A 21253-nucleotide genomic window follows, 5' to 3' on the forward strand; every position below is an offset into this window, starting at 1 on the left:
CACATTTGAAATGCATTCCAAATGTGGGGGCGGGCTTGCTCGCGAAAGCGGTTTACCGGTTAAAGCGTTCTACCAGCGAATACTGAGTATTGGCGGTATGCGTCAGCTCTTCACTCAACTGCGCCGAATTCAACGCCTGTTCCGACGTCTGGTCCGCCAGCAGCGCAATGGTGCTGATGTTACGGCTGATCTCTTCCGCCACCGAGCTCTGCTCCTCGGTCGCCGCCGCAATTTGCGCCGTCATGTCGGTGATATGCGCTACCGCTTCACTGATCCCGATCAGCGCCTGATCCGCTTCCATCACCCGTGCCACACCTTCTTCCGCCTGGCGATGCCCGGCGTCCATGGTTTGTACGGCCGCGCTGGCGGTCTGTTGCAGCTTGGCGATCAGCGCATGAATCTGCCCGGTGGACTCGCTGGTGCGCTGGGCCAGTTGCCGCACTTCGTCGGCCACCACCGCAAAGCCGCGACCCATCTCCCCGGCACGGGCCGCTTCGATGGCCGCGTTCAGCGCCAGCAGGTTGGTCTGGTCGGCGATGCCCTTGATCACATCCACCACGCCACCGATTTCGTCACTGTCCTTGGCCAGTTGGGTCACGGTCACGCCGGTCTCGCCCACGGCCACCGACAGGCGCTGAATCGCCTCGCGGGTTTCGCCGGCGATATCACGGCCACGCCCGGTCAGGCGATTGGCTTCCTGGGTGGCATCGGCGGTGCGTTGCACATGGCTGGCGACTTCCTGAGTCGTCGCGGCCATCTGGTTGACCGCGGTGGCCACCTGTTCGGTTTCCACGCGCTGGCGTTCAAGACCGCTGGAGCTGTTATGCGCCAGGGTATTGGACTGCGCCGCCTGGGAGTTGAGGTGTTCAGCCGTGTCCTGCAAACGGGTAAGACACGTCTTCAGGCGCGCCTCCTGGCTGAGGATCGACATTTCCAGGCGCGCCTGGGCGCCGCGGCTGTCGGTGTACATCTGCGCGATCAGCGGGTCTGAGGTGGTCTGTTCGGCCAGGCGCAGCAAGCGCTTGAGCCCGCGTTGTTGCCAGCTCAGGCCCAACAGGCCCAGCGGTACCGACAGCGCCGCTGCCAGGGCAAAGCCCCAGTGGGAATTGAGCCAGACGCCAATCAGGAAGCTCAACTGGCTGACCAGGATAAACGGCAGCCAGTCCTGCAACACCGGCAGCCACTTGTCGCGGCGCGGGATGGCCGGCTTGCCCTGGTTGATGCGCTGGTAAAGCGCTTCGGCACGGCGGATCTGCTCGGCGGTGGGCTTGACCCGCACCGACTCGTAGCCGATCACCTGGTTGCCGTCGAAGACCGGTGTCACATAGGCGTTGACCCAATAGTGATCACCGCTCTTGCAGCGGTTCTTGACGATGCCCATCCATGGCAAGCCTTGTTTGAGTGTGGACCACATGTGTGCGAACACTGCCGCCGGCACATCCGGATGACGAACCAGGTTGTGCGGGGCACGCAGCAGTTCGTCATGGGAAAACCCACTGATCTCGACGAAGGCGTCGTTGCAGTAGGTGATCACGCCTTTGGCATCCGTGGTGGAGATCAACCGTTGCTGAGCGGGGAAGGTACGTTCGCGCTGGGTAACGGGTTGGTTATTACGCATGATTGTTCAATCCGCAAGGCTTTGACAGGTTGTCGACCGTCGCGGGGTTTTATTTAACTTATTTTTTGCAACAATCGGCACAGCCTCAGCCGGCCAGCATCGGATAGGTAAACAACCCGAAATGCAGCAGGTTCAGCCCGAAGTGCGTAACGATCGCCGCGCCCAACCCGCCAAAGCGATACGCCAGGCCGTAGCCCAGGCCTGCGATGGTCGCCAGCAGGGTCCACTGCCAGCCTGCGCCCAGGTGTACCAGGCCGAACAACAGGGCGGCCAACAGCAATGCGAGGTTTTCACCATAGGGCAATTGCTTGAACCGTCGGCTCAGGCCGCCCTGGATATAACCGCGGAACAGCGCTTCCTCCACCAGGGTCACCAGCAGCAGGTTATTCAACACCCACAGCCAGGCCTGCTCCGGCCACTTCGGGGCCCAACTGATGACGCCCAGCAACGCAGCGCCGCCCAGGGCGGCAATCGCCGTCAGTGTCAACGCCAGGGCGGTGGCGTAGATCGACAGGCGCAGGGACCGGCGCGCAACAATCCACGGGCAGGCCAGCAGCAGCCAGAAGCCAATCAGCGGTTTGTCCTGGTTCAGGTACATCGAGAAAGGCACGGCGTCGTCCGTAAAGCGCTGCGGGGCGATCCCGCGACCGTTGTAGAACCCCGGCAGCCAATGCATCGCCAGCCCCAGCGCCAGCACGATAAACAGCCCGTGGCCCAGATAGCGTACCCACGGGTTTCGCTGTTGCCGCACGGCAAACCCGGCCAACAGCAGCATGGCGACGGAAAGCGCCGCCATTAACCCCAATTGCCCGTAGCTCAAGGCAAGTACATAGCCGATGGAAAGAAGCGCCAGGTACAGCCATGGCAATGCAAGCATGGGGAATCCTTGTGACAGTCAAAATCTGAGGGCGGCAGTATACCGAGCGTCACCGACGGTAAAAATGAAAACACCGCCAGGGAAGGCGGTGTTTTGGGTAGCGCGTGTCAGTTACGAGGCAATCAACTGCCGCAACACGTAGTGCAGGATCCCGCCGGCCTTGAAGTACTCGACCTCATTGAGGGTGTCGATGCGGCACAGCACTTCGACCTTCTCGCTGCTGCCATCCTCACGGGTGATCACCAGCGTCAGGTTCATGCGTGGCTCGATCTCGGCGTTGGTCAGCCCGAGGATGTCGATCTTCTCCTTGCCGGTCAGCTTGAGTGCCTTGCGGTTCTGGTCCAGCTTGAACTGCAGGGGCAGCACGCCCATGCCCACCAGGTTGGAACGGTGAATCCGCTCGAAACTCTCGGCGATCACCGCCTTGACCCCCAGCAGGTTGGTGCCCTTGGCCGCCCAGTCACGGCTTGAGCCGGTGCCGTATTCCTGGCCGGCGATCACCACCAGCGGGGTGCCCGAGGCCTGGTATTTCATGGCGGCGTCATAGATCGGCATTTTCTCGCCGGTAGGGATGTAGATCGTGTTGCCGCCTTCCTCACCGCCGAGCATTTCGTTGCGGATGCGGATGTTGGCGAAGGTGCCGCGCATCATCACTTCATGGTTGCCGCGGCGCGAGCCGTAGGAGTTGAAGTCCCGCGGTTCGACGCCTTGCTCGCGCAGGTATTTGCCGGCCGGGCTGTCGGTCTTGATGTTGCCGGCAGGGGAAATGTGGTCGGTGGTCACCGAGTCCCCCAGCAATGCCAGCACGTTGGCGCCCTTGACGTCTTCGATCACCGGCAGCGGGCCGCCGATGTCGTCGAAGAACGGTGGGTGCTGGATGTAGGTGGAGTCCTTCTGCCACACGTAGGTTGCAGCCTGCGGCACTTCAATGGCCTGCCACTGTTCATCACCGGCAAACACCTCGGCGTATTCCTTGTGGAACATCCCGGTGCTGACTTGTGCAACGGCGTCGGCGATTTCCTTGCTGCTGGGCCAGATGTCCCGCAGGTACACCGGTTTTCCGTCAGAGCCGGTGCCCAGTGGTTCGCTGCTGATGTCCATGCGCACGGTGCCCGCGAGGGCGTAGGCCACGACGAGGGGTGGGGAGGCCAGCCAGTTGGTTTTCACCAGCGGGTGCACCCGGCCTTCAAAGTTACGGTTGCCCGAAAGCACCGAGGCTACCGCGAGGTCGGCTTTCTGGATGGCTTTTTCGATCGGCTCGGGCAGCGGCCCGGAGTTGCCGATGCAGGTGGTGCAGCCATAGCCCACCAGGTCGAACCCCAGCTTGTCGAGGTATTGGGTCAGCCCCGCCGCTTTGTAGTAGTCGGTGACCACCTTGGAGCCGGGTGCCAGGGACGTTTTCACCCATGGCTTGCTCTTCAATCCTTTCTCTACCGCCTTTTTCGCCACCAAGCCTGCCGCCATCATCACGCTGGGGTTGGAGGTGTTGGTGCAGGAGGTAATCGCCGCGATCACCACCGCGCCGTTTTTCAGGCGATAGGTCTGGCCTTCGAAGTCGTAGTCGGCTTCACCGATCAGGTCGGCGTTGCCCACCGCAACACCGCCGCCTCCTTCGCTCTCCAGGCGGCCCTCTTCCTTGTTGGTGGGTTTGAATTGCAGGTCGAGGAAATCGCTGAAGGCCTGGCCGACGTTAGGCAGTGAGACACGGTCTTGCGGACGTTTAGGCCCGGCCAGGCTGGCTTCGACGCTGCCCATGTCCAGCGCCAGGCTGTCAGTGAAGATGGGCTCCTGACCGGCGTTGCGCCATAGGCCCTGGGCCTTGGTGTACGCCTCTACCAGCTTGACGGTTTCCGCAGGACGGCCTGACAGGCGCAGGTAGTCCAGAGTCACGTCGTCCACCGGGAAGAAGCCGCAAGTGGCGCCGTATTCCGGGGCCATGTTGGCGATGGTGGCGCGGTCTGCCAGGGGCAGGTCAGCCAGGCCATCACCATAGAATTCGACGAATTTCCCGACCACGCCCTTTTTACGCAGCATCTGGGTGACGGTCAGCACCAGGTCAGTGGCGGTGATGCCTTCTTTCAGCTTGCCAGTGAGTTTGAAGCCGATCACTTCCGGGATCAGCATCGACACCGGCTGCCCGAGCATCGCGGCTTCTGCTTCGATCCCGCCCACACCCCAGCCCAATACGCCGAGGCCGTTGATCATGGTGGTGTGGGAGTCGGTGCCGACCAGGGTGTCGGGGAAGGCATAGGTGCGGCCGTCTTCATCCTTGGTCCACACGGTGCGGCCGAGGTATTCCAGGTTGACCTGGTGACAGATGCCGGTGCCCGGTGGCACTACGCTGAAGTTGTCGAAGGCGCTCTGGCCCCAGCGCAGGAAGGCGTAGCGTTCGCCGTTGCGCTGCATTTCGATGTCGACGTTTTCCTGGAAGGCGCCGGTGGTGGCGAACTTGTCGACCATCACCGAGTGGTCGATCACCAGGTCCACCGGTGACAGCGGGTTGATGCGTTGCGGGTCACCGCCGGCCTTGGCCACGGCGGCGCGCATGGCGGCCAGGTCGACCACGGCGGGCACGCCGGTAAAGTCTTGCATCAGCACCCGGGCGGGGCGGTATTGGATCTCGCGGTCGGAGCGGCGCTCCTTGAGCCAGGCGGCAATGGCCTTGAGGTCGGCGCCGGTGACGGTCTTTTCGTCTTCCCAGCGCAGCAGGTTTTCCAGCAGCACCTTGAGGGACATCGGCAGCTTGTCCAGATCACCCAGGCTCTTGGCGGCTTCGGGCAGGCTGAAGTAGTGATAGGTCTTGTCGTCGATCTGTAAGGTTTTAAGGGTTCTCAGACTATCAAGGGATGACATTACATGACTCCTTATGGTCCGCACGGCTACGGACCTGACGGGACGAACAGAGCTTACAAATTAGCCCTGTTTTAAGTAGCTGGCTAATTACTGGACTCTATCAATAAGTCCAAGGTTCCGAACTCGGCTATCATGCGCGCGTTTTCATGACAGGCATTGCGCTATAGCAAGCCCGTGATCCAGGAGAGTTGATGAACACCCTTTTTATGCACTGCCGCCCGGGTTTTGAAGGCGAAGTCTGTTCCGAGATCGCGGAACACGCCGCACGCCTGAACGTTTCGGGCTATGCCAAGGCCAAGACCGGCAGCGCCTGCGCCGAATTTGTCTGCACCGAAGAAGACGGCGCCCAGCGCCTGATGCGCGGCCAACGCTTTGCCGAGCTGATCTTCCCGCGGCAGTGGGCGCGCGGGGTGTTCATCGACTTGCCGGAAACCGACCGTATCAGCGTGATCCTCGCGCACCTGCGGGATTTCCCGGTGTGCGGCAGCCTGTGGCTGGAAATGGTCGACACCAATGATGGCAAGGAGCTGTCGAACTTCTGCAAGAAATTCGAAGTTCACTTGCGCAAGGCGCTGATGGCCGCCGGCAAACTGGTGGAAGACGCCAGCAAGCCGCGCCTGCTTTTGACCTTCAAGAGCGGCCGCGAAGTGTTCATGGGCCTGGCCGAGTCGAACAACTCGGCCATGTGGCCGATGGGCATCCCGCGCCTCAAATTCCCGCGGGACGCGCCAAGCCGCTCGACCTTGAAGCTGGAAGAGGCCTGGCACCACTTTATCCCCCGAGACCAGTGGGACGAGCGCCTGCACAGCGACATGACCGGCGTCGACCTCGGCGCAGCGCCTGGCGGCTGGACCTGGCAACTGGTCAACCGCGGCATGCTGGTGACCGCCATCGACAACGGCCCGATGGCCGAAAGCCTGATGGACACCGGGCTGGTGCAGCACTTGATGGCCGACGGCTTTATCTACACCCCCAAGCAGCCGGTGGACTGGATGGTCTGCGACATCGTCGAGAAACCGGCGCGCAATGCGGCCCTGTTGGAAACCTGGATCGGCGAGGGACATTGCCGCGAAGCAGTGGTCAACCTGAAGTTGCCGATGAAGCAGCGTTATGCCGAAGTGAAGCGCCTGCTTGAACGCATCGCGGAAGGCTTCAAGGAACGTGGCATCCGGGTGGAGATCGGCTGCAAGCAGCTGTACCACGACCGTGAAGAAGTGACCTGCCATTTGCGCCGGTTGGATGTGAAGAAGCCAAAGGCCCGGTAAACGCTGCTCAATGTAGGAGCGAGCTTGCTCGCGAAAAAACCGAGGGCGCCGCTGGCTACCTGGCGCCCCGCGTTACCGTTAAAATGCCGGCCTGTTTAGGAGTAAACCATGAGCCTGACCCCTGATTTACCCGTCGATGCCGTCCTCGACGCCACCGGCCTCAACTGCCCGGAGCCAGTGATGATGCTGCACCAGCACATCCGCGACCTGGCGCCCGGTGGCTTGCTCAAGGTGATCGCGACCGATCCGTCGACCCGTCGCGACATCCCCAAGTTCTGCGTGTTTCTCGACCATGAACTGGTGGACCAGCAGGAGCAGGCCGGTACCTACCTATACTGGATCCGCAAGAAATCGGCTTAAGCCCGGCGAATCCGCTTGCGTGCGCTGCGCACCAGGCGGATCACCAACATCGCCGCGGCACAGCTCAGGCCCACGATCAGCCCCTGCCACAAGCCGCTCGGGCCGCGGGCGTCGCCCAGCCACTCGGTCAGCCCCAGCGCGTAGCCCACCGGCAAGCCCACGCCCCAATACGCAAACAGCGTCAGCACCATGGTCACCCGAGTATCCTGGTAACCACGTAGTGCGCCGGCGGCCGTGACCTGGATCGCGTCCGAGAACTGAAACAGCGCCGCAAACACAATCAGCATCGCCGCCACTTGGATCACCAGCGGATCCTGGGTGTAGATGGTGGCGATCTGTTCGCGAAACAGCAGCATCAGGCTGCAAGACAGGCAGGCATACACCAGCGCGGTGCCCATTCCGACACCTGCGGCAAAGCGCGCCTCACGGGGTTCTCCTCGGCCCAGGGCCTGGCCCACGCGCACGGTGACCGCCATGCTCAGGGAATAGGGGATCATGAACACCAGCGAACTGAAGTTCAGCGCGATCTGGTGCCCGGCCACCACCGTGGCGCCGAGGCTGCCGATCAGCAGCGCGATCACCGCAAAAATGCTCGACTCGGCGAACACCGCGATCCCGATGGGCAAGCCAATGCTCAACACACGCTTGATCACCGACCATTGCGGCCAGTCAAAGCGCTTGAACAGCTCGCTGCTCTGATACACCGGTGCCCAGCGGGTCCAGGCGGCCAGGCCAAGCATCATCACCCACATCACGATCGCCGTGGCCCAGCCGCAACCGATGCCGCCCATGGCCGGCACGCCGAAGTGGCCGTAGATGAACACATAGTTCAGCGGAATATTCAGCGCCAGCCCGCACAGGCCCATGACCATGCTCGGCCGCGTTCGGCCCAGCCCGTCGCTGAAGCAGCGCAGCACGTAATACAACGCAATGGCCGGCATGCCCGAAGCGATGCCGTGCAGGTAGCCCATGCAGGGCTTGATCAACTCGGGATCGACCTTCATCAGGTGCAGGATCGGTTCGGCGCTGATCAGCAACAGCAGCGCGGTAATTCCCACCACCAGTGCCAGCCACATCGACTGGCGCACCAGCGGGCCGATTTCACCGTGGGTGCCGGCGCCAAAGCGCTGGGCGACTTTCGGCGTGGTGGCCAACAGGGTGCCGGTCATCAGCAGGTACACCGGGATCCAGATGGAGTTGCCCAGGGCGACCGCCGCCAGGTCTCGGGAGCTGACACGCCCGGCCATCACGGCATCGACGAACCCCATGGCGGTGGTCGCCAGTTGCCCGATCATGATCGGCAGCGCCAGGGCCAGCAGGTTGCGCACTTCAAGGCTGACGCGGGCGGGGCGAGAAAGGGCGGTGGTGGTTGTGGCAGTGTTCACGTACAGATGTCCGATAGGGGGAGCGCAGGACGGCGCATTCTACGCCTTGACGTGTTGGTCAGGAAAAAACCTGTGTTGTGGATTTGTAAACACATCCCCGCGCAAATGCAGCGTTTTGTGGCGAGGGCGCTTGCTGTGGTGAGGGAGCTTGCTGTGGCGAGGGAGCTTGCTCCCGCTGGGCTGCGCAGCAGCCCCATAACGGGCAACCGATGTGTACCTGAAAAAACACGGTGCTGCATTTGGGAGCGCTGCGCACTCCAGCGGGAGCAAGCGCCCTCGCCACAAGGAAAACCGCTGTACACTGCTGATCCGCGAAAGGAGCCTGCCATGCTGATTGTTGCCGACGAAAATATCCCGCTGCTCGATGCATTCTTCGAAGGATTTGGCGAGATTCGCCGGGTTCCGGGCCGGTCCATTGACCGCGCGACGATCGAGCAGGCCGATGTGCTGCTGGTGCGTTCAGTGACCAACGTCAACCGGGCCTTGCTCGAAGGCACGCCGGTGCGGTTTGTCGGCACCTGCACCATCGGCACTGATCACCTCGACCTCGATTACTTCCAGCGCGCCGGCATCCAGTGGTCCAGCGCCCCCGGCTGCAATGCCCGTGGCGTGGTCGACTATGTGCTGGGCAGCCTGCTGACCCTGGCCGAGATCGAAGGCGCCGACCTGGCCCAGCGCACCTACGGTGTGGTGGGTGCCGGTGAAGTCGGCGGGCGTCTGGTCAAGGTGCTCAAGGCGTTGGGCTGGAACGTGCTGGTGTGCGACCCGCCCCGGCAGATCGCCGAGGACGGTGATTACGTCAGCCTGGAGCAGATCGTCGAGCAGTGCGATGTGATCAGTCTGCACACGCCGCTGAACAAATCCGGCAACGGCTCCACCTGGCACTTGTTCGACCGCGAGCGCCTCAACCAGCTCAAGCCCGGTGCCTGGCTGATCAACGCCAGCCGCGGCCCGGTGGTGGACAACGCCGCCCTCAAGGAGGTGCTGCTGGCGCGCGAAGACCTGCAGGCCGTGCTGGATGTGTGGGAAGGCGAGCCGCAGGTGGACGTCGACCTGGCCGACCTGTGTGTGCTGGCCACCCCGCATATCGCCGGCTACAGCCTGGACGGCAAGCAGCGCGGCACGGCGCAGATCTATCAGGCGTTTTGCCGGCATCTTGGTCAGGACCCGACGATTCAATTGAGCGACTTGCTGCCGGAGCCGTGGCTGGCCGAAGTCAGCCTCAATGCCAATACCGATCCGGCCTGGGCCTTGGCGACCCTGTGCCGCAGCGTGTACGACCCGCGCCGTGATGACGCGGATTTCCGCCGCAGCCTGGTAGGCACAGTGGATGAGCAGCGCAAGGCCTTCGACCTATTGCGCAAGCACTACCCCGAGCGGCGTGAGATTGACGGCTTGAAAGTGCGGATCAACGGCGAGTCTGCCGCCTTGTCGAGCCTCGTGGCAGCATTGGGCGCACAGGCAATCTGAAGGCATAAAAAACCCGGCCATCAAGGCCGGGTTTAAGAGAGCGTGGGCGAATCAGCCTCGCTTGGCAGGCTTGACCAATTTCTGTTCCAGTTCGGCGCACGCGCTCTGGATCATTTCTTCGGTGATTTGCACTTCGCGGCCCTGAGCGTCGATGTACGAGCAAGGCAATTGCTGCGGTTGGCGGATCACTTGAATTTTGGCGTTGCTGCTGTTTTGCAAGGACATGGCCCGTCTCCTCATCAGGTTGTGTACCTACTTTAAAACCCCCGCGTGACCGCGTTGTTACAACTCCTTGCGCGGCCCGCAGATCGAATGCCCAGTCCAGCAGAAACCGATACAAATTTCCAGCCGGTCCTTAGACCGATAGCCTCTAGGGCCTAGGTTCGGTGAGCATAATTAACCTGACTCATTGTGATTCGCTCAAGTTCCCCCCATGTAGCTATGCAGGTTCCCGTCTCCAACCTTCAGGTGAAACCCTCCATGCTCTCAGCCCGTCAACGCCGCGCGATTCGCCTGGCCAGTCGCTTCGTCGCTCCCTACCGCTGGCAGGCCCTGGGCGCCTTGTTGGCGCTGATCGTCACCGCCGGCATTACCTTGTCCATGGGCCAGGGTATTCGCCTGCTGGTGGACCAGGGGTTCATGACCCAGTCGCCGCACCTGCTCAACCAATCCATCGGTCTGTTCATGATCCTGGTGCTGGGCCTGGCGGTGGGCACCTTTGCGCGGTTTTACCTGGTGTCGTGGATCGGCGAGCGGGTGGTGGCGGACATCCGGCGGCAGGTGTTCAACCACTTGATCTACCTGCATCCGGGCTTCTACGAAAACAACCGCAGCTCGGAAATCCAGTCCCGGCTGACCACCGACACCACCTTGCTGCAATCGGTGATCGGCTCCTCGCTGTCGCTGTTCCTGCGCAACGCCTTGATGGTGATCGGCGGGATCGTGCTGCTGTTTGTCACCAACCCCAAGCTCACCAGCATCGTCGTGATAGCGCTGCCACTGGTGCTGGCGCCGATCCTGATCTTCGGCCGCCGGGTGCGCAGCCTGTCGCGCCAGAGCCAGGATCGCATCGCCGATGTCGGCAGCTATGTGTCCGAGACCCTCGGCCAGATCAAGACCGTGCAGGCCTACAACCACCAGGTCCAGGACGAACAGCGCTTCGCGCTGACGGTGGAAGAGGCGTTCACCACCGCCCGCAAACGCATCGTGCAGCGCGCCTGGCTGATTACCCTGGTGATCATGCTGGTGCTGGGCGCCGTGGGCGTGATGCTCTGGGTCGGCGGCATGGACGTGATCGGCGGGCGCATTTCCGGTGGTGAGCTGGCGGCGTTCGTGTTCTACAGCCTGATCGTCGGCAGTGCCGTCGGTACCTTGAGTGAAGTGTTGGGCGAGTTGCAGCGCGCCGCCGGTGCGGCAGAGCGGATTGGCGAATTGCTGCAGTCGAGCAATGAGATCAAGGCGCCCGAAGCCAACGTGATCAAGTTGCCGGAGCGGGTCAGCGGCCGCCTGGAAATCCAGGATTTGCGCTTCTCCTATCCTTCGCGCCCGGATCGTTTTGCCATCGACGGCTTGAGCCTGAGCATCAATGCCGGCGAAACCCTGGCCCTGGTCGGTCCGTCCGGTGCGGGTAAATCGACGATGTTCGATCTGTTGCTGCGTTTCTACGATCCCCAGCAAGGCCGCATCCTGCTTGAAGGCCACCCGCTGACCGAGCTGGATCCGCTGGACCTGCGCCGCTGTTTCGCCCTGGTGTCCCAGAGCCCGGCGCTGTTCTTTGGCACTGTTGAAGAGAACATCCGCTACGGCAATCCGACGGCCACCTTTGCCCAGGTCGAGGAGGCGGCGCGCATCGCCCACGCTCACGACTTCATTTTGCAAATGCCCGACGGCTACCAGACCCACCTGGGCGACGGCGGCATGGGCCTTTCGGGCGGCCAGCGCCAACGCCTGGCCATCGCCCGGGCCTTGTTGGTGGATGCACCGATCCTGCTGCTGGACGAAGCCACCAGCGCGCTGGACGCCCAGAGCGAACACCTGATCCAGCAGGCGCTGCCGCAGTTGATGGAAGGGCGCACCACCCTGGTCATCGCCCACCGGCTGGCCACGGTGAAGAATGCCGACCGGATTGCCGTGATGGACCAGGGCAAGCTGGTGGCGGTTGGGACGCATCAGCAACTGATCGCCAGCAATCCGCTGTATGCACGGCTGGCGGCGTTGCAGTTCAGTGATGGTGAGTCGACCACCCACTGATTCACCGCCCACAAAAAATGCCCGCATCTCTCAATGCGGGCATTTTTTATGGGACAGCGTTACTTACTGATCATCAAAATACCGCTCATGCCAATCCACCAGCGGCTGCGGTGCATTGAGCTTCTGCCCGTAGATCACCGAATAAGACAGCACGTTCTGCACATACTGGCGGGTTTCGTCGAACGGGATGCTTTCCACCCACACATCGAAACTCAGGTGATCGGCGCCGCGCAGCCATTGGCGTACACGGCCCGGGCCGGCGTTGTAGGCGGCGGTGGCGAGCACGCGGTTGCCGTTGAACTGGGCGTGGACCTGGCTCAGGTAGGCGGCGCCGAGCTGGATGTTCTTGTCCGGGTCGAGCACCTGCTGTTGCGAAGCCAGCGGGATGCTGAACTTGCGCGCAGTCTCCTTGGCGGTGCCGGGCATCAGTTGCATCAGGCCGGTGGCGCCGACGCCGGAGCGCGCGTCGTCCATGAAGGCGCTTTCCTGGCGGGTGATCGCAAATACCCAGCTGGAATGCACGCCGCGGACCTTGGCTTCGCGCACCAGGGTGTCGCGGTGGGCCATCGGGAAGCGGATGTCCAGGTCGTCCCAGTACTGCGCCTGGCTGATGGTGCGGATCGCCGGGAAGTACCACTTCATGTCGTAGGCCAACTTGGCCTGGGCGACCATTTCGTCGCGGTTGAAATGCCGGCTGACGTGGTACCACTCGCGGCGGCCATCAACGATCTGGCCACGGGCGTAGAACTCCAGGGCGCGGCGCACGCCCGGTGTGTTGCGTACCTTGTTCATCAGCGCCTGGCTCATCACCAGTGGCTTGTTGTTCAGTTGGTACGGGGACTGGGAGCGATCCGCCGCCAGGAAACCGTAAAAGTCTCGTTCCTTGGCCAGACCCTTGTACATCACCAGGGCTTGCGGGTTCTTCGGCTCTGCCAGTTCCAGGCTGCGGGCCTGCCAGTAGCGCCAGCGGTTGGTGGTGGCCAAATCCTGGGGCAGCTTGCGGGTCAACTGGTAGGCGTCTTCCCAGCGGGCCAGGCGCAACAGCAGGCGCAGGCGCCATTCGGAAACGGTGTTGTCCCGCAATTCCGGATCGTATTTGGTCATCACGTCGAGGGCGCGCGGGTCGTAGCGACGCGCCAGGGTCAGGCCGATTTCCCGGGCGATCGACACTTTTTCGTCACGAGAGAAGTGCATGCTGCTGGCATAACCGTCGAGCAGGGCCATGGCCTTGTCCGGGTCCTGGCGTGCCAGGCGGCGCAGGCCCAGGCCTACGGCGTCGGACATGGCCTCGTTGGCCGGCAGGAAGCGCGATGGGTCGCCGAGCATGTCGGGCTTCTGCGCCACGTCCACCATCAGGCGGCCCTGGGCGCCGAGGGTCGGCAGGGTCTTCACCAGGCTGTTGGCCAGCGGATAGTTGCGGGCTTCGGCGGCCAGCTTGGCGCGGTCCCAGATTTTCTGTTCGGTCAGTTGGCCGTCGGCGGCCCACTGGCCAAAGGTGGCATCACAGGCAGCAGGCTGGGATTTACCGGTCAGCCACAGCTTCTCGGTGGTTTTATAGCCTTCGGCTTTTTGGTTGTGGGTCAGCTGGAATTGGCCATGGAGGCAGTCCAGTTCGACGAAATTGAGTTTGGCGTCGTAGTACTTTTCAAAGGTTTGCCAGTCGCCACGGTCGGCCAGCCAGCGCAACCAGCGCAGTTTCATCCAGTTGGCCTGGGGCAGGTCGCCGTTCTTGGCGAGGAATTGTTCGATCTCCTCGTTGCTGGCGGTTTTCAGCCGCGCGGTCAGCTCGTCGTAGGCGAGGTACGGCGTCAACGGGTAGTCGGCCAGGGCCTGGCTGTATTGGAAATACGGGCCGCTGTCGCCTTTGGCGAGGGCTCGTTTGGCTTCATCGTAATATTGACGTTGGGTGGTGAGGTCCACGGCCTGGGCAGATTGAACGGCGGTGGCAGAAAGAAGCAGACAAGATAAAAAGCTGAAAAGGCGACTGCGCATGAGACGTCCGTGCAGAGGAATCTGGACTAGTGCCGACGTCGCCGACACTGATTGCCCCTAGCTTAGCCTTTTGCCCGCAACCGGTGAAAGCTTTGCCGGTCGCTTCGTTCAAGTTCATCTGAAATGTCCAACAGAACGTGTCAGCGGCGAAAATGCCGGCCGCCTCGAGCCCTAAGTCAGGTAGAATGCGCGCCCAGTTTTTGGAGAAGCGTATGACCCTGCTCAAATTCAGCGATGTGTCCCTTGCTTTCGGCGCTATGCCGTTGTTGGACAAGGTGTCCTGGCAGATCGCCCGTGGTGAGCGGGTGTGCATCATCGGCCGCAACGGCACCGGCAAGTCCAGCATGATGAAGCTGGTAAAAGGCGACCAGAAGCCCGATGACGGCTCTGTCTGGCGCGCCCCGGGCCTCAAGATTGGCGAATTGCCGCAAGAATTGCCGGTGGCCGACGGACGGACAGTGTTCGACGTGGTTGCCGAAGGCCTCGACGGCGTGGGCGCACTGCTCGCCGAATACCATCACCTGGCGCAGAACTGCGTCACCGAAGCCGACCTGGACAAGCTGATGCACGTCCAGCAAGACCTCGAAGCCCGCGACGGCTGGCGCTTGCAGCAATTGGTCGACAGCACCCTGAGCCGCCTGCAACTGCCCGCCGACAAGACCCTCGCCGAATTGTCCGGCGGCTGGCGTCGCCGCGTCCTGCTGGCCCAGGCCCTGGTTTCCGAACCGGATCTGTTGCTGCTCGACGAACCGACCAACCACCTGGACATCGGCGCAATCGCCTGGCTTGAAGAAGCCCTCAAGGATTTCCAGGGCGCCGTGCTGTTCATCACGCACGACCGTTCCTTCCTGCAGAACCTGGCAACCCGCATCCTCGAACTGGACCGTGGCGGCCTGATCGACTGGAACGGCGACTACGCCAGTTTCCTGGTGCACAAGGAAGCCGCGCTGTCTGCGGAAGAAACCGCCAATGCCCTGTTCGATAAGAAGCTGGCCCAGGAAGAAGTCTGGATCCGCCAGGGCATCAAGGCCCGCCGCACCCGTAACGAAGGCCGCGTACGTGCCCTGAAAGCCCTGCGTGTCGAGCGCAGCGAGCGCCGTGAACGCACCGGCAAGGCCAATATCCAGCTGGACACCGCCGACAAGTCGGGCAAGCAAGTGATGGTGCTGGAAAACGTCAGCTTCCATCACCCGGACGGCCCGTTCCTGATCAAGGACTTCTCCATGGTCCTGCAGCGCGGCGACCGTATCGGCCTGCTCGGCGCCAACGGTACCGGCAAGACCACCTTGCTCAAGCTGATGCTCAACGGCCTGCAACCCACCAGCGGTACCGTGGAAGAGGGCACGCGCATCGACGTGGCCTACTTCGACCAGTTGCGCCACCAGTTGGACCTGGAAAAAACCGTGATCGACAACGTCGCCGAAGGTCGCGACTTTATCGACATCGACGGCCAGAGCCGCCACGTGCTGAGCTACCTGGGCGACTTCCTGTTCAGCCCGCAGCGTGCACGTACGCCGGTCAAGGCCTTGTCCGGTGGTGAGCGTGCGCGCCTGCTGCTGGCCAAGTTGTTCAGCAAGCCAGCCAACCTGCTGGTACTCGACGAACCGACCAACGACCTCGACGTGGAAACCCTGGAACTGCTGGAAGAGGTCCTGCTGACCTTCAACGGCACCGTGCTGATGGTCAGTCACGACCGGGCATTCCTCGATAACGTGGTCACCAGCACCCTGGTCTTCGAAGGCGAAGGCAAGGTGCGTGAATACGTCGGTGGTTACCAGGACTGGCTGCGCCAGGGCGGCTCGCCGCGCCTGCTGGGCGTGACCGAGAGTAAGTCCGGCAAGGCTGACTTGACCTCGGCCGTGGTTGCTCCAGTGGCTGCTGCTCCGGCACCAGCCCAGGAAGCACCTGCTGCGAAGAAGAAGCTCAGCTACAAGCTGCAACGTGAGCTGGAAGCACTGCCGGGTGATATCGACGCCAAGGAACAGCAGATTGCTGCCGTTGAAGCTGAAATGGCTGACGCGGGTTTCTACCTGCGTCCGGCTGCAGAAACCGCCAAGGTGATTGCATCCCTCGAGCAGCTTAACAGCGAGCTTGAAGCCCTGGTTGAACGCTGGGCCGAGCTGGATGCCTGAGTGATTCAAGCGCAATAAAAAACCCGGCGCTCATTTGTATGAGCGCCGGGTTTTTTGTATGAAACGCGGTTCAGATGTGGGAGCGGGCTTGCTCGCGAAAGCGGTGTGTCAGTCCATATATTTGTCGACTGATCCACCGCTTTCGCGAGCAAGCCCGCTCCCACACAAGCCCGCTCCCACATTGGATTGCCGTTGGTCTTACGAGCTCTTGACCAGTTTCACGGCCAGCACATCGCAAGGTGCGCCGTGCAGCACGTCATTGGCGGTGGAGCCCAGCAGCAAGGCCAGGCCGTGACGGCCGTGGCTGCCGACCACGATCAGGTCGCAACCTTGCTCCTTGGCCAGGTGGTGGATTTCCTGGCGCGGCTGGCCGTAGGTCAGGTGGCTCTGGTCTTTTTTCAGGGCAGGGTATTTGTTGATCAGCCGGTCAAGGCGTTCCTTGGCCTGGTCGAACTGCTGCTGTTGCAGTTGGGAAAGGTCCATCGGCACATCGCCGCCAAAGGCCATGGCCATCGGTTCGACGATATGCACCAGGGACAGCTTCACCGAGTCGCCTGCAAGGCCTACGGCCCGCTTGATCACGGGGTCGCATTCTTCGGTCAGGTCCACGGCGACCAGAATATGTTCGTAGGGCATGAGGAGTCCTCCAAGGGAAAGCGATAAGTTCAGTATGGCTGGTTTCAAGCGGATGGGGTTGCGTCAGGTCAAATCCGCTCATCAAGAAATTCGGGAGTACACATATGACGGTCTGGATAGTGGTGTCAATCCTTGCGCTGGTTTTAAGCCCCCTGGCGTGGCTGCGTCCTTCGCGCCATTCGAGCGGGCGCATGGCTTTGCGCATGGAGGCGCGGCGCATTGGCCTGGCCATGCAACTGACGCCCCAGGAATGGCCGCACTGGCTCAAGCACGAGCCGCCAAGCCCGTGTGCCCAGTATCACCGGCCACGGCGTGGCACCACGCGGGTGACCTGGAGTTACTGGCAGTTGGAGCCGGGGGTTTGGGTCAATCAGTGGCAGGAAACCTGCGTCGATGAAAAGTTGTTGCCACATTTTGCGACGCTGCCTGCGAACGTCTACAAAGTCGAAGCCGACAAGCAAATGATCACCCTGTACTGGGGCGAGAAGGGCGAGTTGAGCGTGTTGCAGGACATTGACGCGGTGCTCAAGGCGCTGGCCTGAGATTCCTGCGGGCATTAAAAAGCCCGAAAGCATCATCGGGCTGGAGTTGGCCAGGCAGGCCGGTAATTCGTTTTACGTGCCGCTAGCCTAGCCGCATATTCGGTTCTGTACAGCCCTTTGAATCAAAATTCACATTATTGATTTCGCGAATGATTAAACATCGGCGGGGCGATGCCGGCTGCCCCAGGTTCTGAAATGACTGAAAAGTCGCGTTTTTGCGGCCCTTTCGAGCGATTGACAATTCGTCGGATTTGGCTGAAGGTGACGTACCCAAATCAAACGGGCGTATGAATTGAGCGTTTGTCTTTCAGACCGTTCGTACAGAATCCCGACTATCGCGTTGGCGGGTGTGCCTGGCAAATTGGCGTTAGCATCGACGGTAACGTCAGTGCCTACGCTGAATCCTGCGTCCGACGTGTACTGTTCAGCTTCCATATCGTGGAGATCAGTTGATGATTTACGAAGGTAAAGCCATCACGGTTAAGGCTCTTGAAAGTGGCATCGTCGAATTGAAATTCGACCTCAAGGGTGAGTCCGTCAACAAGTTCAACCGTCTAACCCTGAATGAATTGCGTCAGGCCGTAGACACCATCAAAGCAGATGCTTCGGTCAAGGGCGTGATCGTCTCCAGCGGCAAGGACGTGTTCATCGTCGGCGCTGACATCACCGAATTCGTCGACAACTTCAAGCTGCCCGATGCCGAGCTTGTGGCTGGCAACCTCGAAGCCAACAAGATTTTCAGCGATTTCGAAGACCTCAACGTGCCGACCGTTGCCGCGATCAATGGCATCGCCCTGGGCGGCGGTCTGGAAATGTGCCTGGCCGCCGACTTCCGCGTGATGTCTGCCACCGCGAAAATCGGCCTGCCGGAAGTCAAGCTGGGCATCTACCCGGGCTTCGGCGGTACCGTGCGCCTGCCGCGCATCATCGGTGCCGACAATGCCATCGAGTGGATTGCCGCCGGCAAGGAAAACCGTGCTGAAGACGCGCTGAAAGTCGGCGCCGTGGATGCTGTGGTGACTCCCGACAAGCTGGCAGAAGCCGCGCTGAACCTGATCAAGGGCGCCATCAGCGGCGAATTTGACTACAAGGCCAAGCGTCAGCCAAAGCTGGAAAAACTCAAGCTCAACGCCATCGAACAGATGATGTCGTTCGAAACCGCCAAGGGTTTCGTGGCTGGCCAGGCCGGCCCGAACTACCCGGCGCCGGTTGAAGCGATCAAGACCATCCAGAAGGCCGCGAACTTCGGTCGCGACAAAGCCCTGGAAGTCGAAGCTGCCGGCTTCGTCAAACTGGCCAAGACCTCTGCCGCGCAGAGCTTGATCGGTCTGTTCCTGAACGATCAGGAACTGAAGAAAAAGGCCAAGGCCTACGACGAAATCGCTCGCGACGTGAAACAGGCTGCCGTACTCGGCGCCGGTATCATGGGCGGCGGTATCGCCTATCAGTCGGCGTCCAAAGGCACGCCGATCCTGATGAAAGACATCAACGAGCACGGCATCGAGCAGGGTCTGGCAGAAGCCGCGAAGCTGCTGGTAGGCCGCGTTGATAAAGGCCGCATGACTGCAGCGAAAATGGCTGAAGTGCTTAACGGCATTCGTCCGACCCTGTCCTACGGTGATTTCGGCCACGTCGACCTGGTGGTCGAAGCGGTTGTCGAGAACCCGAAGGTCAAGCAGGCGGTACTGGCTGAAGTTGAAGCCCAGGTGAAAGAAGACACGATCCTGGCGTCCAACACCTCGACCATTTCCATCACCTTGCTGGCCAAGGCCCTCAAGCGTCCGGAAAACTTCGTCGGCATGCACTTCTTCAACCCGGTGCACATGATGCCGCTGGTGGAAGTGATCCGTGGCGAGAAGTCCAGCGAGCTGGCCGTTGCCACCACCGTTGCCTACGCCAAGAAAATGGGCAAGAACCCGATCGTCGTCAATGACTGCCCGGGCTTCCTGGTCAACCGCGTACTGTTCCCGTACTTCGGCGGTTTCGCCAAGCTGGTCAGCGCCGGTGTGGACTTCGTGCGCATCGACAAGGTCATGGAAAAATTCGGCTGGCCAATGGGCCCGGCGTACCTGATGGACGTGGTCGGCATCGACACCGGCCACCACGGTCGCGACGTAATGGCTGAAGGCTTCCCGGACCGCATGCAAGATGACCGCCGCTCGGCGATCGACGCGCTCTACGAAGCCAAGCGCCTGGGCCAGAAGAATGGCAAGGGTTTCTACGCCTACGAGACCGACAAGAAGGGCAAGCAGAAGAAAGTGGCCGACCCATCGGTTCACGAAGTACTCGCGCCGGTCATCTACGAACAGCGTGAAGTGTCCGACGAGGACATCGTCAACTGGATGATGATCGCCCTGTGCCTGGAAACCGTGCGTTGCCTGGAAGACGGCATCGTTGAAACCGCAGCCGAGGCCGACATGGGCCTGGTCTACGGTATTGGTTTCCCTCCATTCCGTGGTGGTGCGCTGCGTTACATCGATTCCATCGGTGTGGCCGAGTTCGTTGCCCTGGCTGATCAATACGCTGATCTGGGCCCGCTGTACCACCCGACTGCGAAGCTGCGCGAGATGGCCAAGAACGGCCAGAGCTTCTTCGGTTAAGTGCCCAGACGACTAGAGCGAGAATATTTATGAGCTTGAATCCAAGAGACGTCGTGATTGTCGACTTCGGTCGTACTCCGATGGGCCGCTCCAAGGGCGGCATGCACCGCAACACCCGTGCCGAAGACATGTCGGCGCACCTGATCAGCAAATTGCTGGAACGCAACGTCAAGGTCGACCCGAACGAAGTCGAAGACGTGATCTGGGGCTGCGTCAACCAGACCCTGGAGCAGGGCTGGAACATCGCCCGCATGGCTTCCTTGATGACGCAGATCCCGCACACCGCTGCCGGCCAGACCGTCAGCCGCCTGTGTGGCTCGTCCATGAGCGCGCTGCACACCGCTGCCCAAGCGATCATGACCGGTAACGGTGATGTGTTCGTGGTTGGCGGCGTGGAGCACATGGGCCACGTCAGCATGATGCACGGTGTGGATCCGAACCCGCACATGTCCCTGTACGCGGCGAAAGCCTCGGGCATGATGGGCCTCACCGCTGAAATGCTCGGCAAAATGCACGGCATTACCCGCGAAGCCCAGGATGCATTCGGCCTGCGTTCCCACCAGTTGGCCCACAAGGCAACCGTGGAAGGCAAGTTCAAGGATGAAATCATCCCGATGAACGGCTACGACGAGAACGGTTTCCTGAAACTGTTCGACTACGACGAAACCATTCGTCCGGACACCACCCTGGAAAGCCTGGCGGCCCTGAAGCCGGCCTTCAATCCAAAGGGCGGCACCGTGACAGCCGGTACTTCGTCGCAGATCACTGACGGTGCTTCGTGCATGATCGTGATGTCGGCCCAGCGTGCCCAGGACCTGGGTATCCAGCCGATGGCCGTGATTCGTTCGATGGCAGTCGCAGGTGTGGACCCGGCAATCATGGGCTATGGTCCAGTACCGGCCACACAAAAAGCATTGAAGCGCGCAGGCCTGACTATCTCCGACATCGACTTCTTCGAGCTCAACGAAGCTTTCGCCGCACAGGCCCTGCCAGTGCTGAAAGATTTGAAAGTGCTCGACAAGATGAACGAGAAGGTTAACCTGCACGGCGGCGCGATTGCCTTGGGCCACCCGTTTGGGTGTTCCGGCGCTCGTATCTCCGGCACGTTGCTTAACGTGATGAAGCAAAATGGCGGCAACCTTGGGGTTGCAACCATGTGCATTGGCCTCGGCCAAGGCATCTCCACCGTCTTCGAACGTATCTAAACGTTTCGTTGACGGAAGCCGGGGCCCAGTGCCCCGGTTTTTGTTTTTTGGAATTTTTTATATTTTTT

The 21253-nt window shown here is 61.4% G+C and carries 15 protein-coding genes; 8 read left to right on the forward strand and 7 right to left on the reverse strand.

Translation table 11 applies throughout. The features are described from left to right. Nucleotides 1–52: 52 nt before the first annotated feature. The 3 genes from HYE77_RS08805 to acnA form a co-directional block, all read right to left on the reverse strand. Nucleotides 53–1618: a PAS domain-containing methyl-accepting chemotaxis protein gene (locus HYE77_RS08805; RefSeq protein WP_003219005.1), complete on the reverse strand. Its 1566-nt coding sequence runs from the start codon at nucleotides 1616–1618 to the stop codon at nucleotides 53–55. Between the two features lie 85 nt (nucleotides 1619–1703). Beyond that, nucleotides 1704–2495, reverse strand: coding sequence for a CPBP family intramembrane glutamic endopeptidase (locus HYE77_RS08810; RefSeq protein ID WP_003219003.1), 792 nt, complete (start codon nucleotides 2493–2495; stop codon nucleotides 1704–1706). Between the two features lie 111 nt (nucleotides 2496–2606). Continuing rightward, on the reverse strand, nucleotides 2607–5348 hold the full coding sequence (gene acnA, locus HYE77_RS08815; protein ID WP_177068676.1) for an aconitate hydratase AcnA: 2742 nt from the start codon (nucleotides 5346–5348) through the stop codon (nucleotides 2607–2609). Nucleotides 5349–5539: 191 nt separating this feature from the next. Between acnA and rlmM the strand changes: the two genes are divergently transcribed. Together rlmM and tusA are read left to right on the forward strand one after the other, a co-directional pair. Next, the gene (gene rlmM / locus HYE77_RS08820) at nucleotides 5540–6613 is read left to right on the forward strand and encodes a 23S rRNA (cytidine(2498)-2'-O)-methyltransferase RlmM (protein ID WP_003219000.1); all 1074 of its coding nucleotides are present in this window, start codon (nucleotides 5540–5542) and stop codon (nucleotides 6611–6613) included. Nucleotides 6614–6721: 108 nt separating this feature from the next. Continuing rightward, nucleotides 6722–6973, forward strand: a complete 252-nt coding sequence (gene tusA / locus HYE77_RS08825; RefSeq protein ID WP_003218998.1) for a sulfurtransferase TusA — start codon at nucleotides 6722–6724, stop codon at nucleotides 6971–6973. Here tusA and HYE77_RS08830 read toward each other — a convergent pair. Further along, nucleotides 6970–8358, reverse strand: a complete 1389-nt coding sequence (locus HYE77_RS08830; RefSeq protein ID WP_032899660.1) for an MATE family efflux transporter — start codon at nucleotides 8356–8358, stop codon at nucleotides 6970–6972. The genes tusA and HYE77_RS08830 overlap by 4 nt on opposite strands. A gap of 327 nt (nucleotides 8359–8685) precedes the next feature. On the opposite strand from HYE77_RS08830, the gene pdxB reads away from it, so the two are divergent. Next, a complete protein-coding gene (gene pdxB, locus HYE77_RS08835; protein WP_177068677.1) occupies nucleotides 8686–9828 on the forward strand; it encodes a 4-phosphoerythronate dehydrogenase PdxB in 1143 nt (380 codons plus the stop codon). Between the two features lie 51 nt (nucleotides 9829–9879). On the opposite strand, the gene HYE77_RS08840 is transcribed toward pdxB, so the two are convergent. Then, complete coding sequence (locus HYE77_RS08840; protein WP_003218992.1) at nucleotides 9880–10053, reverse strand: PA1571 family protein; 174 nt, start codon at nucleotides 10051–10053, stop codon at nucleotides 9880–9882. Between the two features lie 216 nt (nucleotides 10054–10269). On the opposite strand from HYE77_RS08840, the gene HYE77_RS08845 reads away from it, so the two are divergent. Continuing rightward, entirely contained in the window at nucleotides 10270–12078 is a 1809-nt protein-coding gene (locus HYE77_RS08845; RefSeq protein WP_177068678.1) for an ABC transporter transmembrane domain-containing protein, read from the forward strand. Nucleotides 12079–12141: 63 nt separating this feature from the next. Here HYE77_RS08845 and HYE77_RS08850 read toward each other — a convergent pair whose 3' ends face one another. Beyond that, nucleotides 12142–14070 carry a transglycosylase SLT domain-containing protein gene (locus HYE77_RS08850; protein WP_008437594.1) on the reverse strand — a complete coding sequence of 643 codons (1929 nt, stop codon included), beginning with the start codon at nucleotides 14068–14070 and terminating at the stop codon, nucleotides 12142–12144. 212 nt (nucleotides 14071–14282) lie between these two features. On the opposite strand from HYE77_RS08850, the gene HYE77_RS08855 reads away from it, so the two are divergent. Then, nucleotides 14283–16202, forward strand: coding sequence for an ATP-binding cassette domain-containing protein (locus HYE77_RS08855; RefSeq protein ID WP_003218986.1), 1920 nt, complete (start codon nucleotides 14283–14285; stop codon nucleotides 16200–16202). Between the two features lie 198 nt (nucleotides 16203–16400). Here HYE77_RS08855 and HYE77_RS08860 read toward each other — a convergent pair whose 3' ends face one another. Then, nucleotides 16401–16838, reverse strand: a complete 438-nt coding sequence (locus HYE77_RS08860; RefSeq protein WP_003218985.1) for a universal stress protein — start codon at nucleotides 16836–16838, stop codon at nucleotides 16401–16403. A 104-nt stretch (nucleotides 16839–16942) separates the two neighbouring features. Here HYE77_RS08860 and HYE77_RS08865 point away from each other — a divergent pair, with 104 nt between their 5' ends. From HYE77_RS08865 to fadA, 3 genes are all read left to right on the forward strand, one after another. Beyond that, a complete protein-coding gene (locus HYE77_RS08865) occupies nucleotides 16943–17380 on the forward strand; it encodes a hypothetical protein (protein ID WP_003218981.1) in 438 nt (145 codons plus the stop codon). 452 nt (nucleotides 17381–17832) lie between these two features. Further along, nucleotides 17833–19980, forward strand: a complete 2148-nt coding sequence (gene fadB / locus HYE77_RS08870) for a fatty acid oxidation complex subunit alpha FadB (protein ID WP_177068679.1) — start codon at nucleotides 17833–17835, stop codon at nucleotides 19978–19980. Between the two features lie 29 nt (nucleotides 19981–20009). Further along, nucleotides 20010–21185 (forward strand): acetyl-CoA C-acyltransferase FadA, encoded by a 1176-nt coding sequence (gene fadA, locus HYE77_RS08875; protein ID WP_003218978.1) that lies wholly within the window; start codon nucleotides 20010–20012, stop codon nucleotides 21183–21185. Nucleotides 21186–21253 lie beyond the last annotated feature (68 nt).

The sequence above is a fragment of the Pseudomonas sp. IPO3774 genome, from assembly GCF_013386835.1.
Taxonomy (GTDB): domain Bacteria; phylum Pseudomonadota; class Gammaproteobacteria; order Pseudomonadales; family Pseudomonadaceae; genus Aquipseudomonas.